This window comes from Serratia sp. Ag1, from assembly GCF_000743355.1.
GTDB lineage: Bacteria > Pseudomonadota > Gammaproteobacteria > Enterobacterales > Enterobacteriaceae > Chania.
Window position 1 is genome coordinate 128,211 of record NZ_JQEI01000002.1, and the last position, 21,651, is coordinate 149,861.

At 54.3% G+C, this 21,651-nt stretch carries 18 protein-coding genes; 14 read left to right on the forward strand and 4 right to left on the reverse strand.

Going from position 1 to position 21,651, the window contains the following annotated elements:
* The first annotated feature begins 166 nt into the window (after positions 1 to 166).
* Both IV04_RS00940 and IV04_RS00945 read left to right on the forward strand, forming a co-directional pair.
* The gene (locus IV04_RS00940; protein WP_037400483.1) at positions 167 to 1,432 is read left to right on the forward strand and encodes an NAD(P)/FAD-dependent oxidoreductase; all 1,266 of its coding nucleotides are present in this window, start codon (positions 167 to 169) and stop codon (positions 1,430 to 1,432) included.
* A gap of 238 nt (positions 1,433 to 1,670) precedes the next feature.
* The gene (locus tag IV04_RS00945; RefSeq protein WP_037400480.1) at positions 1,671 to 3,278 is read left to right on the forward strand and encodes a GMC family oxidoreductase; all 1,608 of its coding nucleotides are present in this window, start codon (positions 1,671 to 1,673) and stop codon (positions 3,276 to 3,278) included.
* Between the two features lie 4 nt (positions 3,279 to 3,282).
* Here IV04_RS00945 and miaE read toward each other — a convergent pair whose 3' ends face one another.
* Both miaE and rraB read right to left on the reverse strand, forming a co-directional pair.
* Positions 3,283 to 4,044 (reverse strand): tRNA isopentenyl-2-thiomethyl-A-37 hydroxylase MiaE, encoded by a 762-nt coding sequence (gene miaE / locus IV04_RS00950; RefSeq protein ID WP_037400477.1) that lies wholly within the window; start codon positions 4,042 to 4,044, stop codon positions 3,283 to 3,285.
* Between the two features lie 48 nt (positions 4,045 to 4,092).
* Entirely contained in the window at positions 4,093 to 4,521 is a 429-nt protein-coding gene (gene rraB, locus IV04_RS00955) for a ribonuclease E inhibitor RraB (protein WP_037400473.1), read from the reverse strand.
* Between the two features lie 161 nt (positions 4,522 to 4,682).
* On the opposite strand from rraB, the gene argF reads away from it, so the two are divergent.
* The 10 genes from argF (at position 4,683) to ridA (ending at position 13,156) form a co-directional block, all read left to right on the forward strand.
* Positions 4,683 to 5,702 carry an ornithine carbamoyltransferase gene (argF, locus tag IV04_RS00960; RefSeq protein WP_037400470.1) on the forward strand — a complete coding sequence of 340 codons (1,020 nt, stop codon included), beginning with the start codon at positions 4,683 to 4,685 and terminating at the stop codon, positions 5,700 to 5,702.
* A gap of 237 nt (positions 5,703 to 5,939) precedes the next feature.
* A complete protein-coding gene (locus tag IV04_RS00965; RefSeq protein WP_037400465.1) occupies positions 5,940 to 7,508 on the forward strand; it encodes an ABC transporter substrate-binding protein in 1,569 nt (522 codons plus the stop codon).
* An 11-nt stretch (positions 7,509 to 7,519) separates the two neighbouring features.
* On the forward strand, positions 7,520 to 8,575 hold the full coding sequence (locus IV04_RS00970; RefSeq protein WP_037400462.1) for an ABC transporter permease: 1,056 nt from the start codon (positions 7,520 to 7,522) through the stop codon (positions 8,573 to 8,575).
* An 8-nt stretch (positions 8,576 to 8,583) separates the two neighbouring features.
* On the forward strand, positions 8,584 to 9,393 hold the full coding sequence (locus IV04_RS00975) for an ABC transporter permease (protein ID WP_369794857.1): 810 nt from the start codon (positions 8,584 to 8,586) through the stop codon (positions 9,391 to 9,393).
* Positions 9,386 to 10,222 carry an ABC transporter ATP-binding protein gene (locus IV04_RS00980; RefSeq protein ID WP_037400456.1) on the forward strand — a complete coding sequence of 279 codons (837 nt, stop codon included), beginning with the start codon at positions 9,386 to 9,388 and terminating at the stop codon, positions 10,220 to 10,222. Before IV04_RS00975 ends, IV04_RS00980 begins: the two co-directional genes overlap by 8 nt.
* Entirely contained in the window at positions 10,209 to 10,949 is a 741-nt protein-coding gene (locus tag IV04_RS00985) for an ABC transporter ATP-binding protein (RefSeq protein WP_051916545.1), read from the forward strand. Before IV04_RS00980 ends, IV04_RS00985 begins: the two co-directional genes overlap by 14 nt.
* Positions 10,950 to 11,077: 128 nt before the next feature.
* Positions 11,078 to 11,278 (forward strand): hypothetical protein, encoded by a 201-nt coding sequence (locus IV04_RS26530; protein ID WP_197062177.1) that lies wholly within the window; start codon positions 11,078 to 11,080, stop codon positions 11,276 to 11,278.
* Complete coding sequence (pyrB, locus tag IV04_RS00990; RefSeq protein WP_037400453.1) at positions 11,238 to 12,173, forward strand: aspartate carbamoyltransferase; 936 nt, start codon at positions 11,238 to 11,240, stop codon at positions 12,171 to 12,173. The genes IV04_RS26530 and pyrB overlap by 41 nt, the downstream gene beginning before the upstream one ends.
* 16 nt (positions 12,174 to 12,189) lie before the next feature.
* Positions 12,190 to 12,654, forward strand: a complete 465-nt coding sequence (pyrI, locus tag IV04_RS00995) for an aspartate carbamoyltransferase regulatory subunit (protein ID WP_037400450.1) — start codon at positions 12,190 to 12,192, stop codon at positions 12,652 to 12,654.
* A 115-nt stretch (positions 12,655 to 12,769) separates the two neighbouring features.
* Positions 12,770 to 13,156, forward strand: a complete 387-nt coding sequence (gene ridA, locus IV04_RS01000) for a 2-iminobutanoate/2-iminopropanoate deaminase (RefSeq protein ID WP_037400448.1) — start codon at positions 12,770 to 12,772, stop codon at positions 13,154 to 13,156.
* Between the two features lie 209 nt (positions 13,157 to 13,365).
* Here ridA and IV04_RS01005 read toward each other — a convergent pair whose 3' ends face one another.
* Positions 13,366 to 15,759, reverse strand: a complete 2,394-nt coding sequence (locus tag IV04_RS01005; protein ID WP_037400446.1) for a family 20 glycosylhydrolase — start codon at positions 15,757 to 15,759, stop codon at positions 13,366 to 13,368.
* 523 nt (positions 15,760 to 16,282) lie between these two features.
* Between IV04_RS01005 and IV04_RS01010 the strand changes: the two genes are divergently transcribed.
* Together IV04_RS01010 and IV04_RS01015 are read left to right on the forward strand one after the other, a co-directional pair.
* A complete protein-coding gene (locus IV04_RS01010) occupies positions 16,283 to 18,421 on the forward strand; it encodes a filamentous hemagglutinin N-terminal domain-containing protein (protein ID WP_037400444.1) in 2,139 nt (712 codons plus the stop codon).
* Positions 18,422 to 18,503: 82 nt separating this feature from the next.
* A complete protein-coding gene (locus IV04_RS01015) occupies positions 18,504 to 20,162 on the forward strand; it encodes a ShlB/FhaC/HecB family hemolysin secretion/activation protein (protein WP_037400441.1) in 1,659 nt (552 codons plus the stop codon).
* A gap of 84 nt (positions 20,163 to 20,246) precedes the next feature.
* Here IV04_RS01015 and IV04_RS01020 read toward each other — a convergent pair whose 3' ends face one another.
* Positions 20,247 to 21,638 (reverse strand): amidohydrolase family protein, encoded by a 1,392-nt coding sequence (locus IV04_RS01020; protein ID WP_037400438.1) that lies wholly within the window; start codon positions 21,636 to 21,638, stop codon positions 20,247 to 20,249.
* Positions 21,639 to 21,651: the final 13 nt, after the last annotated feature.

Genomic DNA, 21,651 nt, shown 5'->3' on the forward strand with positions numbered 1-21,651 from the left:
TGGCGCTTATCCCCACCTTGCATCATTAAATTATCTTCAATCCTTAGTTTAATAATATTTTACCCATGCAGTTCCATTTCATAGCCTTGAAAACCGATACCGCCATATTTCACCTGGCGGATAGATAACAAGGCTTGCCTGATATAACTATTCTAAGGATGCAGAGATGAAATCAGATAAAATCGAAATCGATACCCTCGTGGTGGGAGCGGGTCAGGCGGGTGTCGCCATCAGCGAACACTTGACGAAACTTGGCATCCCACACTTAGTGTTGGAAAAGAATCGGATAGCCGAAGCCTGGCGTACAGGGCGCTGGGATTCTCTGGTTGCCAACGGCCCTGCCTGGCACGACCGCTTCCCTGGGCTGGAATTTGCAGGAGCCGACCCCGACAGCTTTGTACCCAAAGAGCAGATCGCCGATTATTTTGCGGCCTACGCCGATAAATTCAACGCCCCTATTCACACTGGCGTAGAGGTAAAACGCGTCCAGCGTAATCTGGGCAGCCCTGGTTTTAGCATTGAAACAACCGAAGGCACCATAAAAGCACAGCGCGTTGTGGCCGCTACCGGCCCATTCCAACGCCCGGTGATCCCCGCCATCGCCCCGCGAGATAACGCTCTGACGCAAATACACTCTGCGCACTACCGTAACCCGCAACAGTTGCCCGAAGGGGCTGTGCTGATTGTTGGCGCGGGTTCATCTGGGGTGCAGATCGCCGACGAACTGCGGCGAGCCGGAAAACAGGTTTATCTCTCTGTCGGGGCGCACGATCGCCCACCCCGGGCCTACCGTAACCGCGACTTCTGCTGGTGGTTAGGCGTACTGGGTTTATGGGATGCGGCAGTGAATCAACCGGGTAAGGAACACGTTACGATCGCCGTCAGCGGCGCCCACGGAGGCTATACGGTCGATTTCCGCCAATTGGCTCATGAAGGCGTAAAACTGGTTGGGTTAACCCGTTCCTTTCAGAATGGTAGGGTGACTTTTGCTCCCGACCTGCAAGAGAATATTGCTCGCGGCGATGAGAATTACCTGGAACTCTTGGATGCGGCGGATGCCTACATCGCCCGCAATGGGTTGGATCTCCCAGAAGAACCAGCAGCCCGCCATCTTTTGCCCGACCCGGCATGCATGACCCATCCGATTCTGGAGCTTGATCTCTCTGAAGCTGGCATTACTTCTATTGTCTGGGCAACAGGGTATACGGTGGATTATCGCTGGCTTGCCGTCGATGCTTTCGATGAGCAAGGCAAACCGCAACACCAACGCGGAGTTTCGCGCGAGCCGGGTATCTATTTCTTAGGGTTGCCCTGGCTGTCGCGCCGTGGTTCAACCTTTATTTGGGGAGTCTGGCATGATGCCAAATATATTGCCGACCATATCGCTACACAACGGAACTACCAGCAATACCAGAATACAACGCACCGCTAAAAGAAAATGAGGGGGGAACAGGTTTAACATCCATACCTGGCCCTCCAACAACATCAATACCTTATTAATATAAACTCAATATACATTTAATTATTTGTATTTTAAGTAAATTTATAAATTAAATACGATTTTAATTAAAATTAATGTGATATTCATTAATAAATTAACAATCTGAAATTGACCATCCATCCTGCTGCGTTACTCTGCAATAACAAGCTATCACGCACAGGAGGCAGTCATGTCGGAAAATACCTTCGATTACATTATTGTTGGCGCAGGCTCAGCGGGCTGTGTGCTGGCAGCACAGTTAATCCGCCGTACTCAGGCACGCGTTCTGCTGCTGGAAGCCGGTGGCGACGACAATAACCTCTTCATCAAAATGCCCGCCGGGGTAGCAAAGATCATCGCCAAGAAAAGCTGGCCATATGAAACCGAGCCAGAACCCCACGCCAACAACCGACGTATGCAGATCGCCCAAGGCAAAGTGCTGGGTGGCAGCAGTTCGGTAAATGGCATGATCTACATCCGTGGCCAAAAGCAGGATTACAATGATTGGGCCGAAAAGTTCGGCTGCACCGGCTGGAGTTATCAGGATGTGCTGCCCTATTTTAAACGCGCAGAGGCCAACGAAAGCCTGTCTGATGGCTATCACGGCAGTGACGGATTGCTGCCCGTCAGCGAGAACCGCTATCGGCACCCGCTCAGCATGGCATTTATCCGCGCAGGCCAAGAGCTGAACCTACCCTATCGCAATGATTTCAATGGTGAAAGTCAGCACGGAGTCGGTTTCTATCAAACCACCACCCATAAGGGTGAACGCGCCAGTACCGCGCGCACCTACCTAAAAGCGGTACGTGATAACAATCGGCTGGTAGTGAAACTCAATGCGCTGGTTCACCGGGTTACTCTTGAAAACAACGTGGCAACCGGAGTGATTTACAGCCAAAACGGTGGTAGTGAAATCACCGCACAAGCCAGCCAGGAAGTGATCCTCAGCGCTGGCGCGGTCGGTTCACCGAAGATCCTGATGCTTTCCGGCATCGGCCCACAAGCGCATCTGGCACAGTTAGGCATTACGCCACTGGCGGATCTGCCCGTAGGCAAAAACTTCCACGATCATCTGCACATGTCGATCAACGTCAGCCTGCGCGAACCTGTCAGCCTGTTCGGTGCCGATCGCGGTTTACAGGCGCTGCGCCACGGTGCCGAATGGATGGCGTTTCGTAGCGGCGTGCTAAGCTCCAACGTGTTAGAAGGTGCGGCCTTCACCGACAGCCTGGGCGATGGCCGGCCCGATGTGCAGATCCATTTCCTGCCGCTGCTGGACAGTTGGGACGACGTGCCCGGCGAACCGCTGCCAGCGATCCACGGCATGACGCTAAAAGTCGGCTATCTGCAGCCGAAGGCGCGTGGCGAAGTGCAACTGCGCAGCCGTAACCCAAGCGATCCGGTCAAGTTGCGGGCCAATTACCTCGGTCACCCGGACGATCTGGCTGGCAGCATACGTGCAGTGAAATTTGGCTTGAGCTTCTTAGAAACCGCCGCCCTTAAGCCACTGATTAAGGATTTGCTGATGCCACAACCACAGTGGACTCGCGACGAAGCACAATTGGCGGAATTCGTGCGTAACTTCTGCAAAACGGTGTATCACCCGGTGGGCAGTTGCCGCATGGGGCAAAACACCTCGGACTCGGTGACCGACCTGCAACTGCGGGTACATGGTTTTGAACGTCTACGGGTGGTGGACTGCTCGGTTATGCCACAGGTCACCAGCGGTAACACTAACGCCCCAACCATTATGCTAGCGGAAAGGGCGGTGGATTTGATGTTGGGTAAAGGAGTGTAACCCCTTACTCCACTGGCACACCGCTATGAAAGCGGAACTCGTTATCCGACGACCGGATAAGTTCCGCCTCAATACGGCCAAAATGCGCCACGCGTTCACTGATATCATCACCGGCAATCTGCTGCGCCAGCGTCAGGTAATCCTGATAATGGCGTGCTTCAGATCGCAGCAACGAAACATAAAACCGGTTGAGTTCGTCGTCCAGAAACGGGGCCAATTTGGCGAAACGCTCGCAGGATCGGGCTTCGATATAAGCACCACAAATCAGTTTATCGATCAAGGTGACCGGATCGTGAGTGCGCACTTCACGGATCATACCTTTGGCATAACGGCTGGCGGTGATCTTTTTATACGGGATCTGCCGTGCCTGCATAATCTCCAATACCTGTGAGAAGTGATGCAGCTCTTCCTTAATCAGCAGTACCATTTTATCCACCAGATCCTGCCCATAGGCTGAGCCATTTTTCGGCAGAATCTTCTTGGTGAAAGCACTCTGACGGAACAAAGCTTCCGGCACGCCCTGCTCCTCATGCACAAAGGCTTCGTAGGGCCGTAACAGTGCCAGCAACGCATCACCGCTTTCTTTGTCCACGACATAGCGGCGGATCAACCACATGCCGGTCTGCGCCGCTTTCAGTTCGCAAACCATATGGTCAGTCAGCAACAGCGGCAGATTTTCCGGGCGACGCGCTGCGTTAATCCAGCCATCGGGGGTTTCACAGTGCAGGAAATTCAGAATCGGAGCTAATAAAGAATGGTATGTCATTTGAAATTACACAGGAGCAAAGGGCCGGGAACCCGGCCCACGGATTAATTAATGGCGCTTACCGTCGTCGTCTTCGTCAATAAACTCGCCGTCTTCGTCGTCATCCTCACCGTCTTCGCCGTTCGGATCTTCATAGTAGGTGCCCCAACCGTCGTAGTTAACGCCGCATTTTTCTGCCAGCGCCACCAGTTGCTCCACCTGGCTATCGATCAGTTCAGCATTCAGCGCGACTTCGCTGATCACGTCACAGCACATCACCAGTGAACCATCTTCCACTTCCAGTTCTTCGGCATCGGTCACTTCATAGCCCAGTTTAAAAGCTTCAACAGCGGCCTGCTCTAATACCTCAAACTTTTCGGCAGAGAAATGGTGCTCAATAGTGTAGAGCGCATCCGGATCGCTGCCGTCTTCCAGCAGTTCTTCGATGATCAGGCGGGTTTCTTCACGTTGTTCTTCCAGCAATTCGCGGTTTGCCATGCCTCTATCCTCAGTAAATGGCTTTCAATCCTTCCATTTTCACACACCAGTGTCACCGCTGCCATGATAAACGTGAAAGATTTCTTTCTCAGGGTTGAAATTGAATATTCATACATATAAAGTGAATTTTAATTCAATTAAAACGTTAAGGATATACGAAGATGAGCAAAGCCAACCCCTTTTACAGTCGTCACTTTTTAAGGTTAATGGATTTTACTCCTGCCGAGATCCAGTCTCTGCTGCAACTGTCCGCTGATTTAAAGCAGGCCAAAAAGCAAGGCCAGGAAACCCGTTATCTGCAAGGTAAAAACATCGCGCTCATCTTCGAAAAAGACTCAACCCGTACCCGATGCTCTTTCGAAGTTGCCGCATTCGATCAGGGAGCGCAGGTCACCTATCTTGGCCCAAGCGGCAGCCAGATCGGCCATAAAGAATCGATGAAAGACACCGCCCGCGTGCTGGGCCGTATGTATGACGGTATTCAGTATCGCGGTTTTGGCCAGCAGTTGGTGGAAACGCTGGCAAACCATGCCGGTGTTCCGGTGTGGAACGGTTTAACCAACGAGTTCCACCCAACCCAACTGCTGGCGGATCTGCTCACCGTGCGTGAGCACCTGCCAAGCAAAGCGTTGAGCGAAGTGAAGTTCGCCTACATTGGTGATGCACATAACAATATGGGTAATACCCTGCTGGAAGCCGCTGCGCTAGTCGGGATGGATCTGCGCCTGGTGGCGCCAAAAGCCTGCTGGCCGCAGGCGGAACTGGTGGCAGAATGCCAGGCGCTGGCGCAGCAGACCGGTGGCAAAATCACGCTGACGGAAGATATTGCCGAAGGGGTAAAAGGCGCTGACTTCTTGTATACCGACGTTTGGGTCTCGATGGGTGAACCCAAAGAGGTGTGGCAGGAACGTATCGCTCTCTTGAAGCCTTACCAAGTGAACATGGAAATGATCACGTTGACTGGTAACCCGCAGGTAAAATTCCTGCACTGCCTGCCCGCATTCCACGACGATCAAACCACGTTGGGCAAGCAAATGGCTGAACAGTACGGCCTGCATGGCGGTATGGAAGTCACCAACGAGGTATTCGAATCTGCGCACAGCGTCGTGTTCGATCAGGCAGAAAACCGCCTGCACACCATTAAAGCGGTGATGGTCGCCACGCTGAGCAAGGTGCTGTAAGCCTTCAATCTCGCTGATAAGCCCCTAATTTAAAAGGGGCTCTATCCGCCACACATCGAAACGGTACTATTTAACCCACTTTATAGTTCTTTTAGCTATATCAAATAACCTATTAGCCTTTGCCTGCCTTTTACGAACGTTCTACCGTGGCACTTTGACGGTGTCAATGCCGTAAAAAATCAATGATAACAACCTGTTCTCCGTTCTGGTTTACCAGCACACTCAAGGGAAACGTCTATGAAAGCCAAAGCCTTACCGCTGTTTATTGTCGCTGCACTCTCCGGAACCGCATTCGCCGCCACGCCGCCCAATACGTTGGTGGTAGTCCAGTCGCTGGATGATATTGTCAGCCTCGATCCGGCGGAAGCCAACGAACTCTCCAGCATTCAGACCGTACCTAGCCTGTATCAGCGGCTGGTGCAGGCCGATCGCGACAACCCGGCCAAGGTGATCCCGGTGCTGGCAGAAAGTTGGCAGGATGCTGCGGCGGCTAAAACCCTGACGGTTAAGCTGCGCCCGGAAGCCGTGTTCTCCTCTGGCAACCCGTTAACCGCCGACGATGTGATCTTCTCTTATCAGCGCGCGGTGAAAATGAATAAATCACCCGCGTTTATCCTTAACGTGCTCGGCTGGCAGCCGGACAATATCGACACACAATTGAAGAAGATCGACGATCATACCGTGCAACTGAGCTGGACGGCAGACGTCAGCCCAGCGGTAGCGCTGAATATTCTCTCAACGCCGATCGCGTCAATTGTCGATAGCAAAGCCGTGCAGTCAAACGTGAAAGGCGACGACTTCGGCAACGCCTGGCTGAAAATGCACTCTGCCGGTAGCGGCCCGTTCAAGATGCGGGTATATCAGCCGCATCAGGCGATCGTGCTGGATGCCAACCCAACGTCACCGGGCGATAAGCCGTTGCTCAGCAATATCATCATCAAAAACGTGCCGGATCCCAGCGCGCGTCGCTTGCTGATCCAGCAAGGGGATGCCGACGTGGCTCGTGAATTGGGCCCGGATCAGACCGCCGCACTGAAAAGCCAGCAGGGCGTTAAAGTGCTGGAGATCCCGTCTGCCGAGCAAAACTATCTGGTCTTCAACAGCGGAAACAGTGCTAATCCGCTGCTGCAAAACCCGGCATTCTGGGAAGCGGCACGCTATCTGGTGGATTATCAGGGCATCACCAAAGATCTGCTGAAAGGGCAATACTTCGTGCACCAGAGCTTCCTGCCGGTCGGTTTACCGGGGGCGCTGGAAGATACCCCATTCAGCTTCGATCCTGCCAAAGCCAAAGCGATTCTGGAAAAAGCCGGGATCGCTAACGCCGGCCTGACGCTGGATGTAGAAAACAAACCGCCGTTTATCACCATTGCCCAATCGTTGCAGGCCAGCTTTGCGCAAGGTGGTGTAAAGCTTGAACTGCTGCCTGCGGCGGGCAGCCAGGTGTACGCCCGCGTACGTGCCAAGCAGCATCAGGCGGCGATCCGCCTGTGGATCCCGGATTACTTCGACGCGCATTCCAACGCCAGTGCCTTTGCCTATAACGACGGCAAAAGCAGCACAGTGGCCTGGTTCAATGGCTGGCAAATCCCTCAGTTGACGAAAGAAACGCTGGCGGCAGTGGCAGAGGCCGATCCTGCCAAACGCACCGCACTGTACACCGCCATGCAGCAGGAACTGCAACGCAGTTCACCTTATGTATTTATCGATCAGGCCAAAACACAGGTGGTGCTGCGCGATAACGTGAAAGGCTATCAACAGGGCCTGAATGCGGATATGGTTTACTACGATCGCGTCAGCAAATAACCAGGATTGCCATGTCGGTAGCAATAAAAACTACGCCGGGGAGCTCTGCCCGGCGTCACATTTTGGCGTTGGCCCAAGGCTTGCTCACGCTGGCGCTGACGCTGTTCGGCCTGCTGTTAATCACTTTCCTGCTTTCGGCGCTGTCGCCGGTGGATCGGGTGTTACAGATCGTCGGCGATCACGCCAGCGCCGCCACTTATGAGCAGGTGAAACATCAGCTCGGGCTGGATCGCTCGCTGCCGGTGCAGTTCTGGCACTATCTTGAGCGGCTGGTCCACGGCGATCTCGGCACCGCCAGCGCCACCGGCCAACCGGTGTTGCAGGATCTGCTGCACGCCTTTCCGGCCACTTTGGAATTGGCCACGCTTTCGCTGATCATCGGCGCCACGCTCGGCGTGCTGTTCGGCGTACTGTGCGCCCGTTATGCCGGTAGCAAGCTGGATATTTTGGTGCGTTTCATCACCCTGCTCGGTAATTCGGTGCCGATCTTCTGGCTCGGGCTGCTGATGTTGCTGCTGTTTTACGCCAAACTGCAGTGGAGCGCCGGGCCGGGGCGGCTGGACGATATCTACCAATACAGCGTAGAGAGCAAAACCGGCTTTACGCTGATCGACACCTGGCTTTCCGGTGATCCCGGCGCAGTGCGTAATGCGCTGGCACATCTGGTATTACCGGTTTGCCTGCTGGCCTATTACTCACTCGCCAGCATCACCCGCCTGACGCGCTCGGCCTGCCTGAGCGAGTTGAATAAAGAATACGTTACGCTGGCACGCGCCAAGGGTGCCAGCGAGATGCGTATTATGCTGTGCCACGTGTTGCCGAATATTGGCGGCACACTGTTGACGGTGATCGCCCTGTCTTATACCAGCATGCTGGAAGGCGCAGTGCTGACCGAAACCGTGTTCTCCTGGCCCGGCATTGGCCGCTACCTCACTACCGCGCTGTTTGCCGGTGATACCACCGCAATTATGGGCGGTACCCTGCTGATCGGCCTGTGTTTTGTACTGATCAACACGCTCACCGATCTGCTGGTACGCGCGATCGACCCAAGGACGCGGCCAAGATGACGATCACGATGCTCAAACGTTCCCCTTCTGCCACCTGCGGCTCGCTGATCCTGCTGATGTTGGTGTTGATCGCCCTGTTCGCCCCTTGGCTGGCACCGGTGGATCCAAACTGGCAGAACGCCGCCAACCGCCTGCTGCCACCAGGTGCTGGCCACTGGCTCGGCACCGACAGCTATGGCCGCGACGTGCTTTCGCGCCTGATCTACGGCACCCGCCCCACGCTCGGGCTGGTGCTGTTAGTCACGGTGATCACTCTGCCGTTCGGTCTGCTGATCGGCGTGCTTTCCGGCTATTACGGCGGCTGGCTGGAGCGCGTATTGATGCGCTTTACCGACGTGGTGATGTCGATGCCAAGGCTGATTCTAGCCTTTGCCTTTGTGGCGATGCTCGGGCCGGGGTTGGTTAACGGTGCGTTGGCGCTGGCACTCACCACCTGGCCCGCCTATGCCCGTCAGGCGCGGGCCGAGATCCAGTTGCTGCGCAAAAGCGATTATCTGGCCGCCGCCGAAATGATGGGCATTCAGGGGCCACGCTTGCTGTGGGGGCATATTCTGCCAATGTGTCTGCCTTCGGCGGTGGTGCGGCTGGCGCTCGATCTGGCAGGCATTATTCTCGCCGCTGCCGGGCTGGGCTTTCTCGGCCTGGGCGCGCGGCCACCGATGGCCGAATGGGGCTCAATGGTGGCAGACGGTATGCAGGTGATTTTCGATCAATGGTGGATTGCCGCGATCCCCGGCTGCGCGATCCTGATCAGCAGTCTGGCGTTTAACCTGCTGGGCGATGGCCTGCGCGACTTACTGGATCCGCATCATGACTGAAGCACTTTTGGTAGCACGCAATCTCTGCATCAACTTTAACGGCCACCGGGTGGTGGATAATCTTTCGCTGACGATTGGCCGCGAAAAGGTCGCCCTGGTGGGGGAATCGGGTTCCGGCAAATCGATGACCGCCCGCGCGTTGATGGGGTTGGTGCGTAAACCGGGCCTCGTCAACGCCGATGCTTTGCGTTACCGCCAAACCGACCTGCTGACGCTGCAACCACGCCAGTGGAACGAAGTGCGCGGTGCCCAAATCGCCATGGTGTTGCAGGATCCACGCTATGCGTTGAACCCGGTGCGCAGCATTGGCAAACAGATCGAAGAGTCTCTGACGCTGCACAACGCTCTGACCCGCGCCGATCGCCATGAGCGGGTGCTGAACTCTCTGGCCGCCGTCGGTTTACCAGAGCATGTCTATCACAGCTATCCCGGCCAGCTTTCCGGCGGCATGGGCCAACGTGCCATGCTGGCGATTGCGTTAGTTAACGATCCGCAATTACTGATTGCCGACGAACCGACCTCGGCGCTGGATGCCCGGTTGCGTAATCAAATTCTCGATCTGATCGTCGAGCAAACCGAGCGGCGCAATATGGGCCTGCTGCTGATCAGCCACGATCTGCCGCTGGTGGCCACCCACTGCGATCGGGTGCTGGTGATGTATCAGGGCAAGTTGGTGGATCAGGGCATCGCTGCCGATCTGCCACGGGCAACGCATCCTTATACCCGCACGCTGTGGGCCTGCCGCCCGAGCGCGGCCACCTATGGTCAGGAACTGCCGGTGCTGGACCGCAACCTCGATTTTACCCGGAGCAAACATGGCACTGATTGAAATTGAGAACCTGCAGGTCAGCTTCCCGCAGGGCCACGGCCATAAAATCGCCGTCGAATCGGTAAGTTTTGCCGTCGAGGCCGGGGAAACCTTCAGCCTGATCGGGGCCTCCGGCTGCGGTAAATCTACCGTATTGCGCGTGCTGGCGGGGCTGCAACGCGAATGGCGCGGCGAAGTACGGCTGCTCGGTCAGGCGATTCAGCCATTGCAGCGCTTCACCGGCCAGTTGCGCCGTGACGTGCAGATGGTGTTTCAGGATCCTTACGCTTCGCTGCATCCGCAGCACAAGATTGGCCGCACGCTGGGGGAACCGCTGAGGATCCACGGCGAAAAACACCTTCTGCCGCGTATCAACGCGGCCTTGCAGCAGGTCGGTTTAACCCCGGCCATGGCCGAGCGTTACCCGCACCAGCTTTCCGGCGGCCAACGCCAGCGGGTGGCAATCGCCCGCGCTTTGTTGCTGCGGCCCAAGCTGTTGTTGCTGGATGAACCCACGTCGGCGCTGGATATGTCGGTGCAGGCGGAGATCCTCAACCTGCTTAACCACCTGAAACGCGAACACGGCATGACTTATCTACTGGTCAGCCACGACGGCGAGGTGATCGCCCATATGTCTGAGCGCGCAGCGCTGATGGAAAACGGCCATATCGTGCGCCATTTCAGCCGGGGGGATTTGCAAGCGGACAAGCACATTTATCATACGCATCTTTCTCAGCCTAACAAATAACCAACACCCATATTGGCTACGCCATCGCTCAGCAGCCAATCGGTTGCTAAATGGCAAAAAGTGGTGTTTTAACGCTTGCAGTAGCAAAAAGCGCGAGTATAATGCGCGACAATTTGCCAGGAGAACGCATGAAAAACGCCGCTTGTTTTGTTCGCAACAACCGACAAAACCGACTGCCCATCGGCAGCCAGCAGCCGTTGTTTCTCCTGTTGCATTCCCCATTCATTAAGCCCCTCAGTGAGGGGCTTTTTTTTGCCTTAAGAACAGCACGAGTCGAGGAGAGTGAACATGGCCAACCCGCTGTATCGCAAAAACATCATCTCTATTAACGATCTCAGCCGCGAGGATCTGGAACTGGTGTTGCGCACCGCTGCCAGCCTGAAAGCTAACCCGCAGCCGGAACTGCTCAAGCACAAAGTGATCGCCAGTTGCTTCTTTGAAGCATCAACGCGCACCCGCCTGTCGTTTGAAAGCGCGATGCAGCGCCTGGGTGCGTCGGTGGTGGGTTTTTCTGACAGTACCAACACCTCCCTCGGCAAAAAAGGCGAAACGCTGGCTGATACTATTTCGGTAATCAGCACCTACGTGGATGCCATTGTGATGCGCCATCCGCAGGAAGGGGCTGCGCGCCTGGCGGCAGAGTTCGCAGGCGGTATCCCGGTATTGAATGCTGGTGACGGTTCTAACCAGCACCCTACCCAGACTCTGCTCGATCTATTCACCATTCAGGAGACTCAGGGCCGCCTGAACAATATCAACATCGCTATGGTGGGTGACCTGAAATATGGCCGCACCGTTCATTCACTGACCCAGGCGCTGGCCAAATACGACGGTAATCACTTCTTCTTCATCGCCCCAGAGGCGCTGGCGATGCCGGGCTACCTGCTGAAGATGCTGGAAGAAAAAGGCATCACTTACAGCCATCACAGCAGCATTGAAGAAGTGGTGCCGGAGCTGGATATTCTGTATATGACCCGCGTGCAGAAAGAACGCCTCGATCCTTCTGAATACGCCAACGTGAAAGCGCAATTTATATTACGGGCCAGCGATCTGGCAGGCGCACGCAGCAATATGAAAGTGCTGCACCCTCTGCCACGTATTGATGAGATCGCCACCGAAGTCGATAAAACGCCGCACGCGCACTATTTCCAACAGGCGGGCAACGGCATTTTCGCCCGGCAGGCGCTGTTGGCGCTGGTATTAAACGCCGATTTGGCTCTTTAATTTAAGGGGAACCATCATGACTCACGATAACAAACTCCAGGTTGAAGCGATCAAATGCGGTACGGTGATCGACCACATTCCGGCACGCATCGGTTTTAAACTGCTGTCGCTGTTCAAACTGACCGACACCGATCAGCGCATCACCATTGGGCTGAACCTGCCTTCGCGCGAGCTGGGCCGCAAAGATCTGATCAAGATCGAGAATACTTTCCTGACCGAGCAACAGGCTAACCAGTTGGCGATGTATGCACCAAAGGCCACGGTCAACCGTATCGACAATTACGAAGTGGTGCTCAAGCTGAACCTCAGCCTGCCGGATCATATTGATGGCGTGCTGACCTGCCCGAACAGCAACTGCATCAGCCGTAGCGAACCGGTGGCGTCCAGCTTTAGCGTGAAATCCCGCGCCGGTGAAGTTCATCTGAAATGCCGCTACTGCGAAAAAGAGTTTGAACATCAGGTGGTTTTGCAGGCAGATTGATTCCTACACGAGTGGTGCGGTTAATCTGGCCGCCACTCCCTATACCCGTGATACTTCAAGTTGCTTGGGTATATAATGGAATTTCTGAAAGGAAACCCTCGAGTTAGGAGAGAAAATGTCACGTAATATCAGCACTGAACTCGCACCAGCCGCTATTGGCCCTTATGTACAGGGCGTCGATCTGGGCAGTATGATCATCACTTCCGGCCAGATTCCGGTAAACCCAAAAACCGGTGCTGTGGCCGATGACGTTGCCGCTCAGGCCCGTCAGTCACTGGAAAACGTCAGAGCGATCGTCGAAGCCGCTGGCCTGAAAGTGGGCGATATCGTTAAAACCACCGTTTTCGTGAAAGATCTGAACGATTTCGCCACCGTTAACGCCACCTATGAAGCCTTCTTCACCGAACACCAGGCGTCATTCCCGGCCCGTTCCTGTGTGGAAGTGGCACGTTTACCCAAAGACGTGAAAATCGAGATCGAAGCTATCGCCGTTCGTCGTTAATCCCCGTGCCATAGCTGTAAGGCCAGCGTTTGCTGGCCCCAGACTGCTGACAAAGCCTGTTATTAGGGGGAGCGTGCCGAAGGGGTCGTAGCGGCGTAAGCCGCCGGAGCGCCCCTCGGTGCGCTAGACCCGGGTATCTCGGGTTAAAAGACCACTTTGTCATCAAGTTCAGGCCAGCGTTTGCTGGCCGTTTTATTTGCACTCAGCAATCACCGTTTAGTCACGCCGCGCAATAACGCCTCTAGCGGATACACCGCCGCAATCACCACTTCATCACGGATCTGCGCAGCCGCATCCAGTTGCCGTTGCGCCTGTGCAACTTCCGCCTGGCTCAAGGGCTTGCCCTGCTGATAGCGTTCCAACAGCATCAGCCCCAGATCCGCCAGCGCGCTGACGTCCTGCCCCACCGGAGCTAAATCCTTCATCACCACGTTGCCCGCAATCACTCGCTGCACCGGCACCGCGTTACGCTGCCAGTGCTGCAACCGTTCACGAATGGCCTGTGCTGCCGCCTGATGGTTTTTGTCCTGCAACAGCAATGTCACCTGGGCGTGCAGATCACGCACCGCCATGCTTTCTGCTGGCAAAGCATCGGCAAAGCGGTTGAGCGGCTCGAACTGATGATAATTACCGGCTTTGAACTTCAGGTGGTTACGGGTGTAATACTGCGCCGGTTCCACTGCTTCTGCGAGGATCTGCAATGGCGTGATATCCACACTGTTCGCCAAACGAGTGAACTCGCGCGCAGTTTCAGCCTGCTGCTGCAACCCGACAGACACCACCGACCAGGCATCCACCGCCGCCAAACGCTGATACATGTTGCTTTCATCGGTGACATCCTGCGCCGACCACAGGCGTTCCGCCACCGCAAAAGTGCGGGGCCACATTTTGATATCGAGGATCGGTGCGCGAATATTTTCTGCCCAGAAAGCGGCTTCGCCCCCCAGGATCTGGGCCTGATGCTGTTCATCCGGCACTACGGGTGCTTTACCTGCCGGGATCGCCGCCAGCTTGCTGCCGGTAGTGGGATAACGCACGTTGCCCACCAGCGTATAGCCGCTCAGTTGATCCTGCTGCAACGTCAATACCGGGTGCGTTTCCCCCATCCAGCTATCGATACGGAAAGTGACCTGCTCCGGCGTGCGCCACTGAATATCCTGCACCGCACGGCGCGATTTACCTTTGAAATCAATAAAGCCACGCCAACCCGTTTTACCTTCAATCAGTGTGAAAGTGCCCTCGACCGCGCTGCCTTTAAAACGTGGCATGCTGAACTGCCAGCTTTGCGCCTGCTCCCCTTCCTGCACCGCCGTCGCCACCCCCAGCGGTTGCGGCATAATTTCATTACGGTAGTGGTAAGCGGTGCTTTGTGGCTGATCGAGATAGAAACCGGTAGAAAGAATGCCCTGATAACCATCCTGCGCGCTGGCCGCCAGGGAATCCGGCCCCTGCCAGGATTGGATCACAATATTATGCGGCAAGGCCGGGTGATAGATCTCGTCCCAACCCACCATGCGGCGGTGATGTTTCTCGAGGATTTTTTCCAGCTTCTGGTTGAAGAAAGCTTGCAGCGCATGTGCATCCGCCAATTGGTTTTGCTGCATAAATGCCTGAATGCTTTTCGACTCTTGCCATTGGGTTGCATCCACCTCGTCCCCGCCGATATGCAAGTAAGGATCGGGGAAAATCGCCACCAGTTCGCCGATAATGCTGTCGACAAACTGATATACCTTGCTGTTGGCCGGATCGAGCGTCGGCTTATGCACCCCCCAGGCACGTTCCATCTGATAAGGCCCTGGTGCACTCATCAACTCCGGGTAAGCCACAGCGATGGTGGAAGCATGACCGGGCAAATCGATCTCCGGTACCACCCGGATCCCGCGCGCGGTGGCATAGGCCACCACCTGCTGCATTTGCTCACGAGTGTAGAAATAGCCATCGCTGGCTAGCTGTTGCAACTTGGGGTAATGCTGAGAGGCAAACCGCCAACCCTGATCGTCGGTCAGATGCCAATGGAACACGTTAAGCTTGGCTGCCGCCATGCCGTCGAGCTGGCGCAAAATATCCGCAACCGGCAGGAAGTGGCGCGCCGAATCCAGCAGCACACCGCGCCACGGGAAGCGCGGCACATCGCTAATGTTCACCAACGGTATAAAGGTGTTTTCACCGTCGGTCTGCACCAGTTGCAGCAGTGTTTCCATACCGTGCAGCGCCCCGAAGCGGGTGTTGGCGGTCAGCGTTGCGCCCTGTGGCGTCACCTTAAGCTGGTAGCTTTCATCACTATCCGGCATTGGCTGGGGTGCAACCTTGCGCTTGATGACGATCGAAATGGTTGCCGGCCCGGTTTTCGCACCCTGCGGTGCCAGCGTCCAGCCAGTTTGACGTTCGATACGTTCACGCCAGCGCGGTATCGCCTCCGCCAGATCGTCACCCTGTAGGCCGATGGTTAATCGATAATCCAGCACCAGTTTGCCTTGCGGTTGCGCCAGTTCAACCTGCTGCGGCCAAGGCATGAGCGGCAAATCTCCCGCAGGTTGCGCAGAAAGGTTGAGAGAAAATAACAGCGAAGCAGCCAGTAGCGTATAACTGCAGGGTTTATGCATTGGAGGTTCCTCAAAGGAAAAATCAACATTACCAAACAGGTAGATAAAGACCGAGCGGTGTTGGGATGTCCAATTGCAAAGGCAGAAAAGCGAGGTGGCTCACAGATTGACTGGGCATCGCCGTCTTTAAGGCTCCCCTTCTCCGGCAGCACAATAACCCAAACAGGATTAATTAATACAGGAAGTAAGTTGCAAATAAACACACATATAATGCATTGTTAATTTGCGACATTTAATATCGCAATAATATTGGCCAATATTATTTATGGTAGTAAATTGTATCCTTTAAGGCATTAATTAAATAACATTGACTCTCATGATTTCAGGGTGCTAGCCTTAATAAGCCCCAATCAATGGGGTAATTCACGGAGCTATTATTGCAATTATTTAAATGAATTATATTTATTTTGTAATTCAGACTCTCTGCATTATATATACACAGGGAGTCTGATTCATACATTCAATTAAAGTAATTCAATAATGGCATTGCTAATAAGTAATTAGTGACAAGGAATTTATTTTAATGAGCAAAAATAAAAAACAACTTATTGCCAAACTCTCTCCTATTTGTTTTTTTAGCCTGATGGCTTGGGGAGCAGTAGCGCACGCGACCATTATTGCATCCGCCCCTCCACTCGGCGGCCCGGCAGTCAATGCCGGTGCGAATGGCAGTACCGTTGTTAACATCAACGCTGCAGGCAAAGGCGGCGTTTCTCACAATATCTATACGCAATTCGACGTAGACAGAGGTGGCGTTGTTCTGAATAACAGCGCTGCCAATTCAACCACTCAACTTTCTGGCGTGATTGCCGGGAACGCCAATATGGCGGGCGGTTCGGCCTCTATCATCCTCAACGAAGTCAATTCCACCAAGGCAAGCCAGTTGAATGGCATGATGGAAGTGGCGGGCCAAAAGGCTCAGGTGATCGTGGCCAACCCGTCGGGGATTACCTGTAGCGGCTGTGGCTTTATCAATACGGAACGCGCCACGCTGACCACCGGTAAACCGCAGGTCGCCAATGGCAGCCTGCTCGGCTATACCGTAGAAAAAGGCACTATCGTCGTTAATGGTAACGGCCTGAATGCTGCGGACACCACTTACACCGACGTGATCGCGCGTGCCGTGCAAATCAATGCGGATATCCGTGCCAAAGACCTGAAAGTGACCGCTGGCCGCAATAACGTTAACGCAGATAATACCCAGATTGGGGCTCTGACTCCCGCCAGTGGTGCACCTGCTGTCGCGATCGATGTCGCCAAATTGGGTGGGATGTATGCCAACAAAATCACTCTGGTGAGTACCGATCGCGGCATAGGCGTGCGTAACGCAGGGAATATTGGCGCGGCATTGGGTGATGTTAATATCAGCAGCGATGGTATTCTGAATAATAAAGGTGCCATTACCGCAGTAAATAATATCAATATCGACACCATGCGCGGCAGAAACGCCAGCAATGGTTATTACTACGCTTATGGTTACGCGCTGGATAATACATCGAACGGTGTTATTAAGGCAGCGGGTAACCTTAACATCGATCTGGCCAAAGGCATGCTCAGCAACGGCGGCGGCATTCTTCAGGCGGGTGGAGATAGCACGGGCAATATCACTATCGCCAGCGGTAATATAGATAATAAATATGGTAACATTCAAAGCAATGGTACTGTGAATATGCGCTATGACCCGTATACCTACGGATATGGCAGAACGTTAACCAATACCGGAGGGGTAATCCGTGGCGATCGCGGAGTCGTGATCTCGTCCAATACCTTGGATAACACCAGTGGCATGATTGTCAGCCAAGTGGGGCGTATTGATATCAATACCGCCGGGTATGCGCTGTACAATACCAAAGGCACCATTGATGCGCGTGGAGAAGTTGCCCTTAATATTGGCACCTTGAATAATAACGCGGGATTAGTACGTTCATTAAATAACACCACCATCAGCACCAATAAGAATACGCTGGATAACACCAATGGCGCCATTAGCAGCGCAAACGACCTGTTTATTAACAGCTATAGCCTCAATAACACTACTGGCCGTATAACGGCAGGTAATTACCTCAATATCAATACCAACGGCGGTACGCTCACTAACTATAGCCCGAGCAGAAACGCCTATGATGCCGAGCTGTCAAGCGGGTTCGGTGGCATGACCTTAATCTCCAGCACCATCAACAACAACTATGGGTGGATATCATCACGGGGGGATATTGTTGCCAATGCCTCCTACTCATTGAGAAACAATTACAGCCTGATGGAGAGTGATAAGAGTATTATGCTGACAACCAACAGTCTGGATAATACCAGTGGTACGCTCAAATCACGCGGTGATACGGTCGTTACCGCCAATTCGATCGCCAACAGCAACGGTAATATCGACGCGGAAGAAAAAGCCAATCTGACTTTATCAGGCAGCTATAGCCATTACGGTAACCTGAGCGGGAAGCAAGGGCTGAATATCAACGCGGTAAACGGTTATATCTATAACTACGGTACCCTGTCCTCTTCAAATGGCCTGACCACCATTAACACCCGTAGTTTCTATAACCAGACTAAATCCATTATCAGCAGCCCTGCTGGCGTGCAGTTTGTACTGGCTCCAACAGGTGTTTTCTCCAGTAATGGCACCATAAACGGCCCTATCTCAATCTATAAGTAATCACTTAATTGGCGGCCCTTGCACAGGGCCGCCCGAGATCCTGCTCTCAGAGTCACACACTGCACTATAAGGACGTAGATCTATGCATGTTCGTTTTTCTTGCTCTCTATTGTGGGCATGTTGGGTTTTTAGCTCTCAGGGCGCGGAAAATGTTCAACGGCTTGAACAGCAAGTCAATCATCAGCAAGAACAAGAGAAAGCGCGTTATCACCAACTGGAAACGCAGGGTAAAGACGTGCGCGCAACCGGTAGTGGGGTTCAAAGTTCAAAGATTATTTTCCCTGAAGAAGCCAACTGCTTTCAAATCAATCAGGTGGTTCTTGAAAAAGACAATAAAATCCCGCACTGGATCCCGTTGAGAAAGCTCACCGAACAGGCAGAAAAACGCTGCCTGGGGATTGAGGGCATCCGCACCTTGGCCACGACCATACAGAACAAACTCATCGGGCATGGATATATCACGACTCGGGTGGTTCTTCCTCAGCAGGATTTGAATCACGGGGTGCTGACCCTGATCGTGTTATCCGGGGTGGTGGGTAACATCAGGTTCAGTGATGACAGTGATAAACACGCCAATCTGTCGACCACCTTCCCGAGCCGCCAGGGCGATATTCTGGATCTGCGCGCTATCGAACAGGGCTTGGAAAATATCCAACGCATCCCCGGTGCCGACGCGAACGTGGTCCTGCGCCCCGGCGAAGCGGCGGGTGGTACCGATATTGAAATCCAGCGCACCCAATCCTCTTCCTGGCGTATTGGCGGGTGGTTCGACGATTCAGGCAGCCGATACACCGGGCGTTACCAGGCGGGTGTCGCTCTCTATCTGGATAACCCTGCCTCGCTCAACGATCTGTTCTATGTGGCCACCGGGCGCGATTTGCATTTTCAGCAGTGGCACAACTCAAAAACCGCCTCGATGTACTACTCGGTGCCCTATGGTTTCTGGTCACTGGATCTGTACGCCAGCCACAATGAATACCTGCAACGGATTTCTGGTCTCTGGGCCGACGTTCAATATCAGGGTAAAAGCGACAACCTTAGCCTGAAAGTGAATCGCTTGCTGTACCGTAACGAGAGCCAAAAAAACACCGTCAGTATTCAGCTATTAAAGAATAACGCCCGCTATTATCTGAATGACAACAGACTGGGCATTCAGGATCGGGACGCCACCAACGTGATCGCCAGGCTGAACCATCGCCATTATGTCGGCCAATCAATCCTGGATGCGATGATAAGCTACCAGCGCAACACCTCCTGGTTTGGCGCTCAACAGCAGCCCAACGCCAACTCAACAAGCCGTATCGTTAATCTTGATGTCAGCGCCTTGATTCCTTTTACCCTGCTGGGGCAATCAATGAGTTATCAACCCCGCTATCAGCAACAGTACAGCCCCGATCAACTGGCAACCCAGGATCAGTTCAGCATCGGCAACCGCTGGACGGTACGTGGCTTTGATGGGGAGCTTAATCTGTCGGCAAACAAAGGCGGCTATCTGCGTAATGATATCAACCTGAACCTGCCTAAGCTGAACCAGCAACTCTATACCGGGATTGACTACGGTAAGGTCAGCGCCAGCAATAACGCGTTTACTTCGGGCCATCTCGCTGGCGGTGTGATTGGCCTCAGGGGGGGCATCAGTGGCATCAGCTACGACGCGTTTATCGGCACGCCCATCGCCAAGCCTAAAAACTTTGATACCAGCTCGGTGAACCTGGGTTTCACCCTGCAATGGCAGTTCTGAGTAGCAACGGGCCAATACGGCCACTGAACGCCACAAACTGCACGGATGCAGAGCCCAATATTGGGCTCTGAAAACATCAGACAATCAGGCTTTGCTGTCCTGTCCAACACGCCCCCACACCATTTCACCCTTGTGGAAGGTGGCCGTTCTCGGTGAAATGCGTGCTACTGCCTCGGCAGAACAAGAGGCGTCCACCAGCACAAAGCTGGCGTCGTCCTGCGCTTTTGGCCACACGCGTTCACCTTTGTCGTTCAGCGGCAATACATCACCGGTAGCCACCGCCAGCGCGCGCGACAGGGTTTTCTCGTTCGGGCGAATGTAGAGTTGCGCATACAGATTGGCCTTTTCCAGCATGTCCCCCAGGCCATACGGCGACCAATGGTCGATCACGCTGTCGGTGCCGGTCATCACGAATACGCCCTTGTCGCGCAACTGGCTGAGCGGCATATGCAGCGTGCCGATCGGCACCGAACTGGCGATCGTGACCTGCTGCGCTGCCATACGGTGCGCCGCCTCATCAACCTGCTGTTCATTCAGCGTCGCCAGCGCAAAGGCGTGGCTGATGGTCAGCTTGCCTTTCAACTGTGGCGTTTTCTCCACGGTATCCAGCATGTAATTGATCGCCGCCATCCCCGCCGGGCTGGTTTCGTGCAGATGGATATCCACGCCTTTGTTATAGTCCAAGGCGATCTGGAACATGGTATCCAGAGACTTTTCCATCGCCCCATCGACGTTGGTGGGATCCAGTCCGCCCACATAATGCGCCCCGGCCTGCATCGCTTCGCGCATCAGCGGTTCTGACTTGGAAAACAGCAGACCATGCTGTGGAAAAGCCACGATCTCACAGCTGAAACCTGACTGACGGCGCGCCAGCACCGCCTGCAGGTTTTCCAGGTTTTTCAGCCCCGAGGTGGGTTCAACGTTGCAATGGCTGCGGGCAATGGTGGAACCGAACGACTGAATCAGGTCGATCAGCTTTTCTGCTCGTTCCTGCGTAAAGGGTTGCAGTTCAGGCAGCAGTTTTTGCTCCAGCGCGATCATATCCTTGATGGTGGTACCCGCCGGGCGGTTGAGCGCGCGCCACGGGCCGCCGTAAAAAGTTTTGTCCAGGTGGATATGCATATCGCGCATCGCGGGCAGCATCAGTTTACCGCCCGCATCATAAGCCGGTAATGCACCGTTCGGGTGCTGGCGGTTATCGCGCAAAGCAACAATCTTGCTCTGGTTGATCTCCAGGGTTTTCAGCTCAGTGCGGGTGCTGACCGGCGTAGTCCCACCATCAAACTCAAACCCCGCCTCCAGCAGCACGTTATCCAGATAGTAGTACGAGTCAGTAATCTTCATCCGCGCACCCGCCTCGGCCTTTGCCGTCGTCGCGGCATACCCCACAGAGGTCGTGGCCCCCAACAGCGCACAGGCGGCAGCCATTTTGCCACTCCGGCTCAGAAACTCACGACGGCTGCTATTCTCATTCATCTTTCTTTCCCTC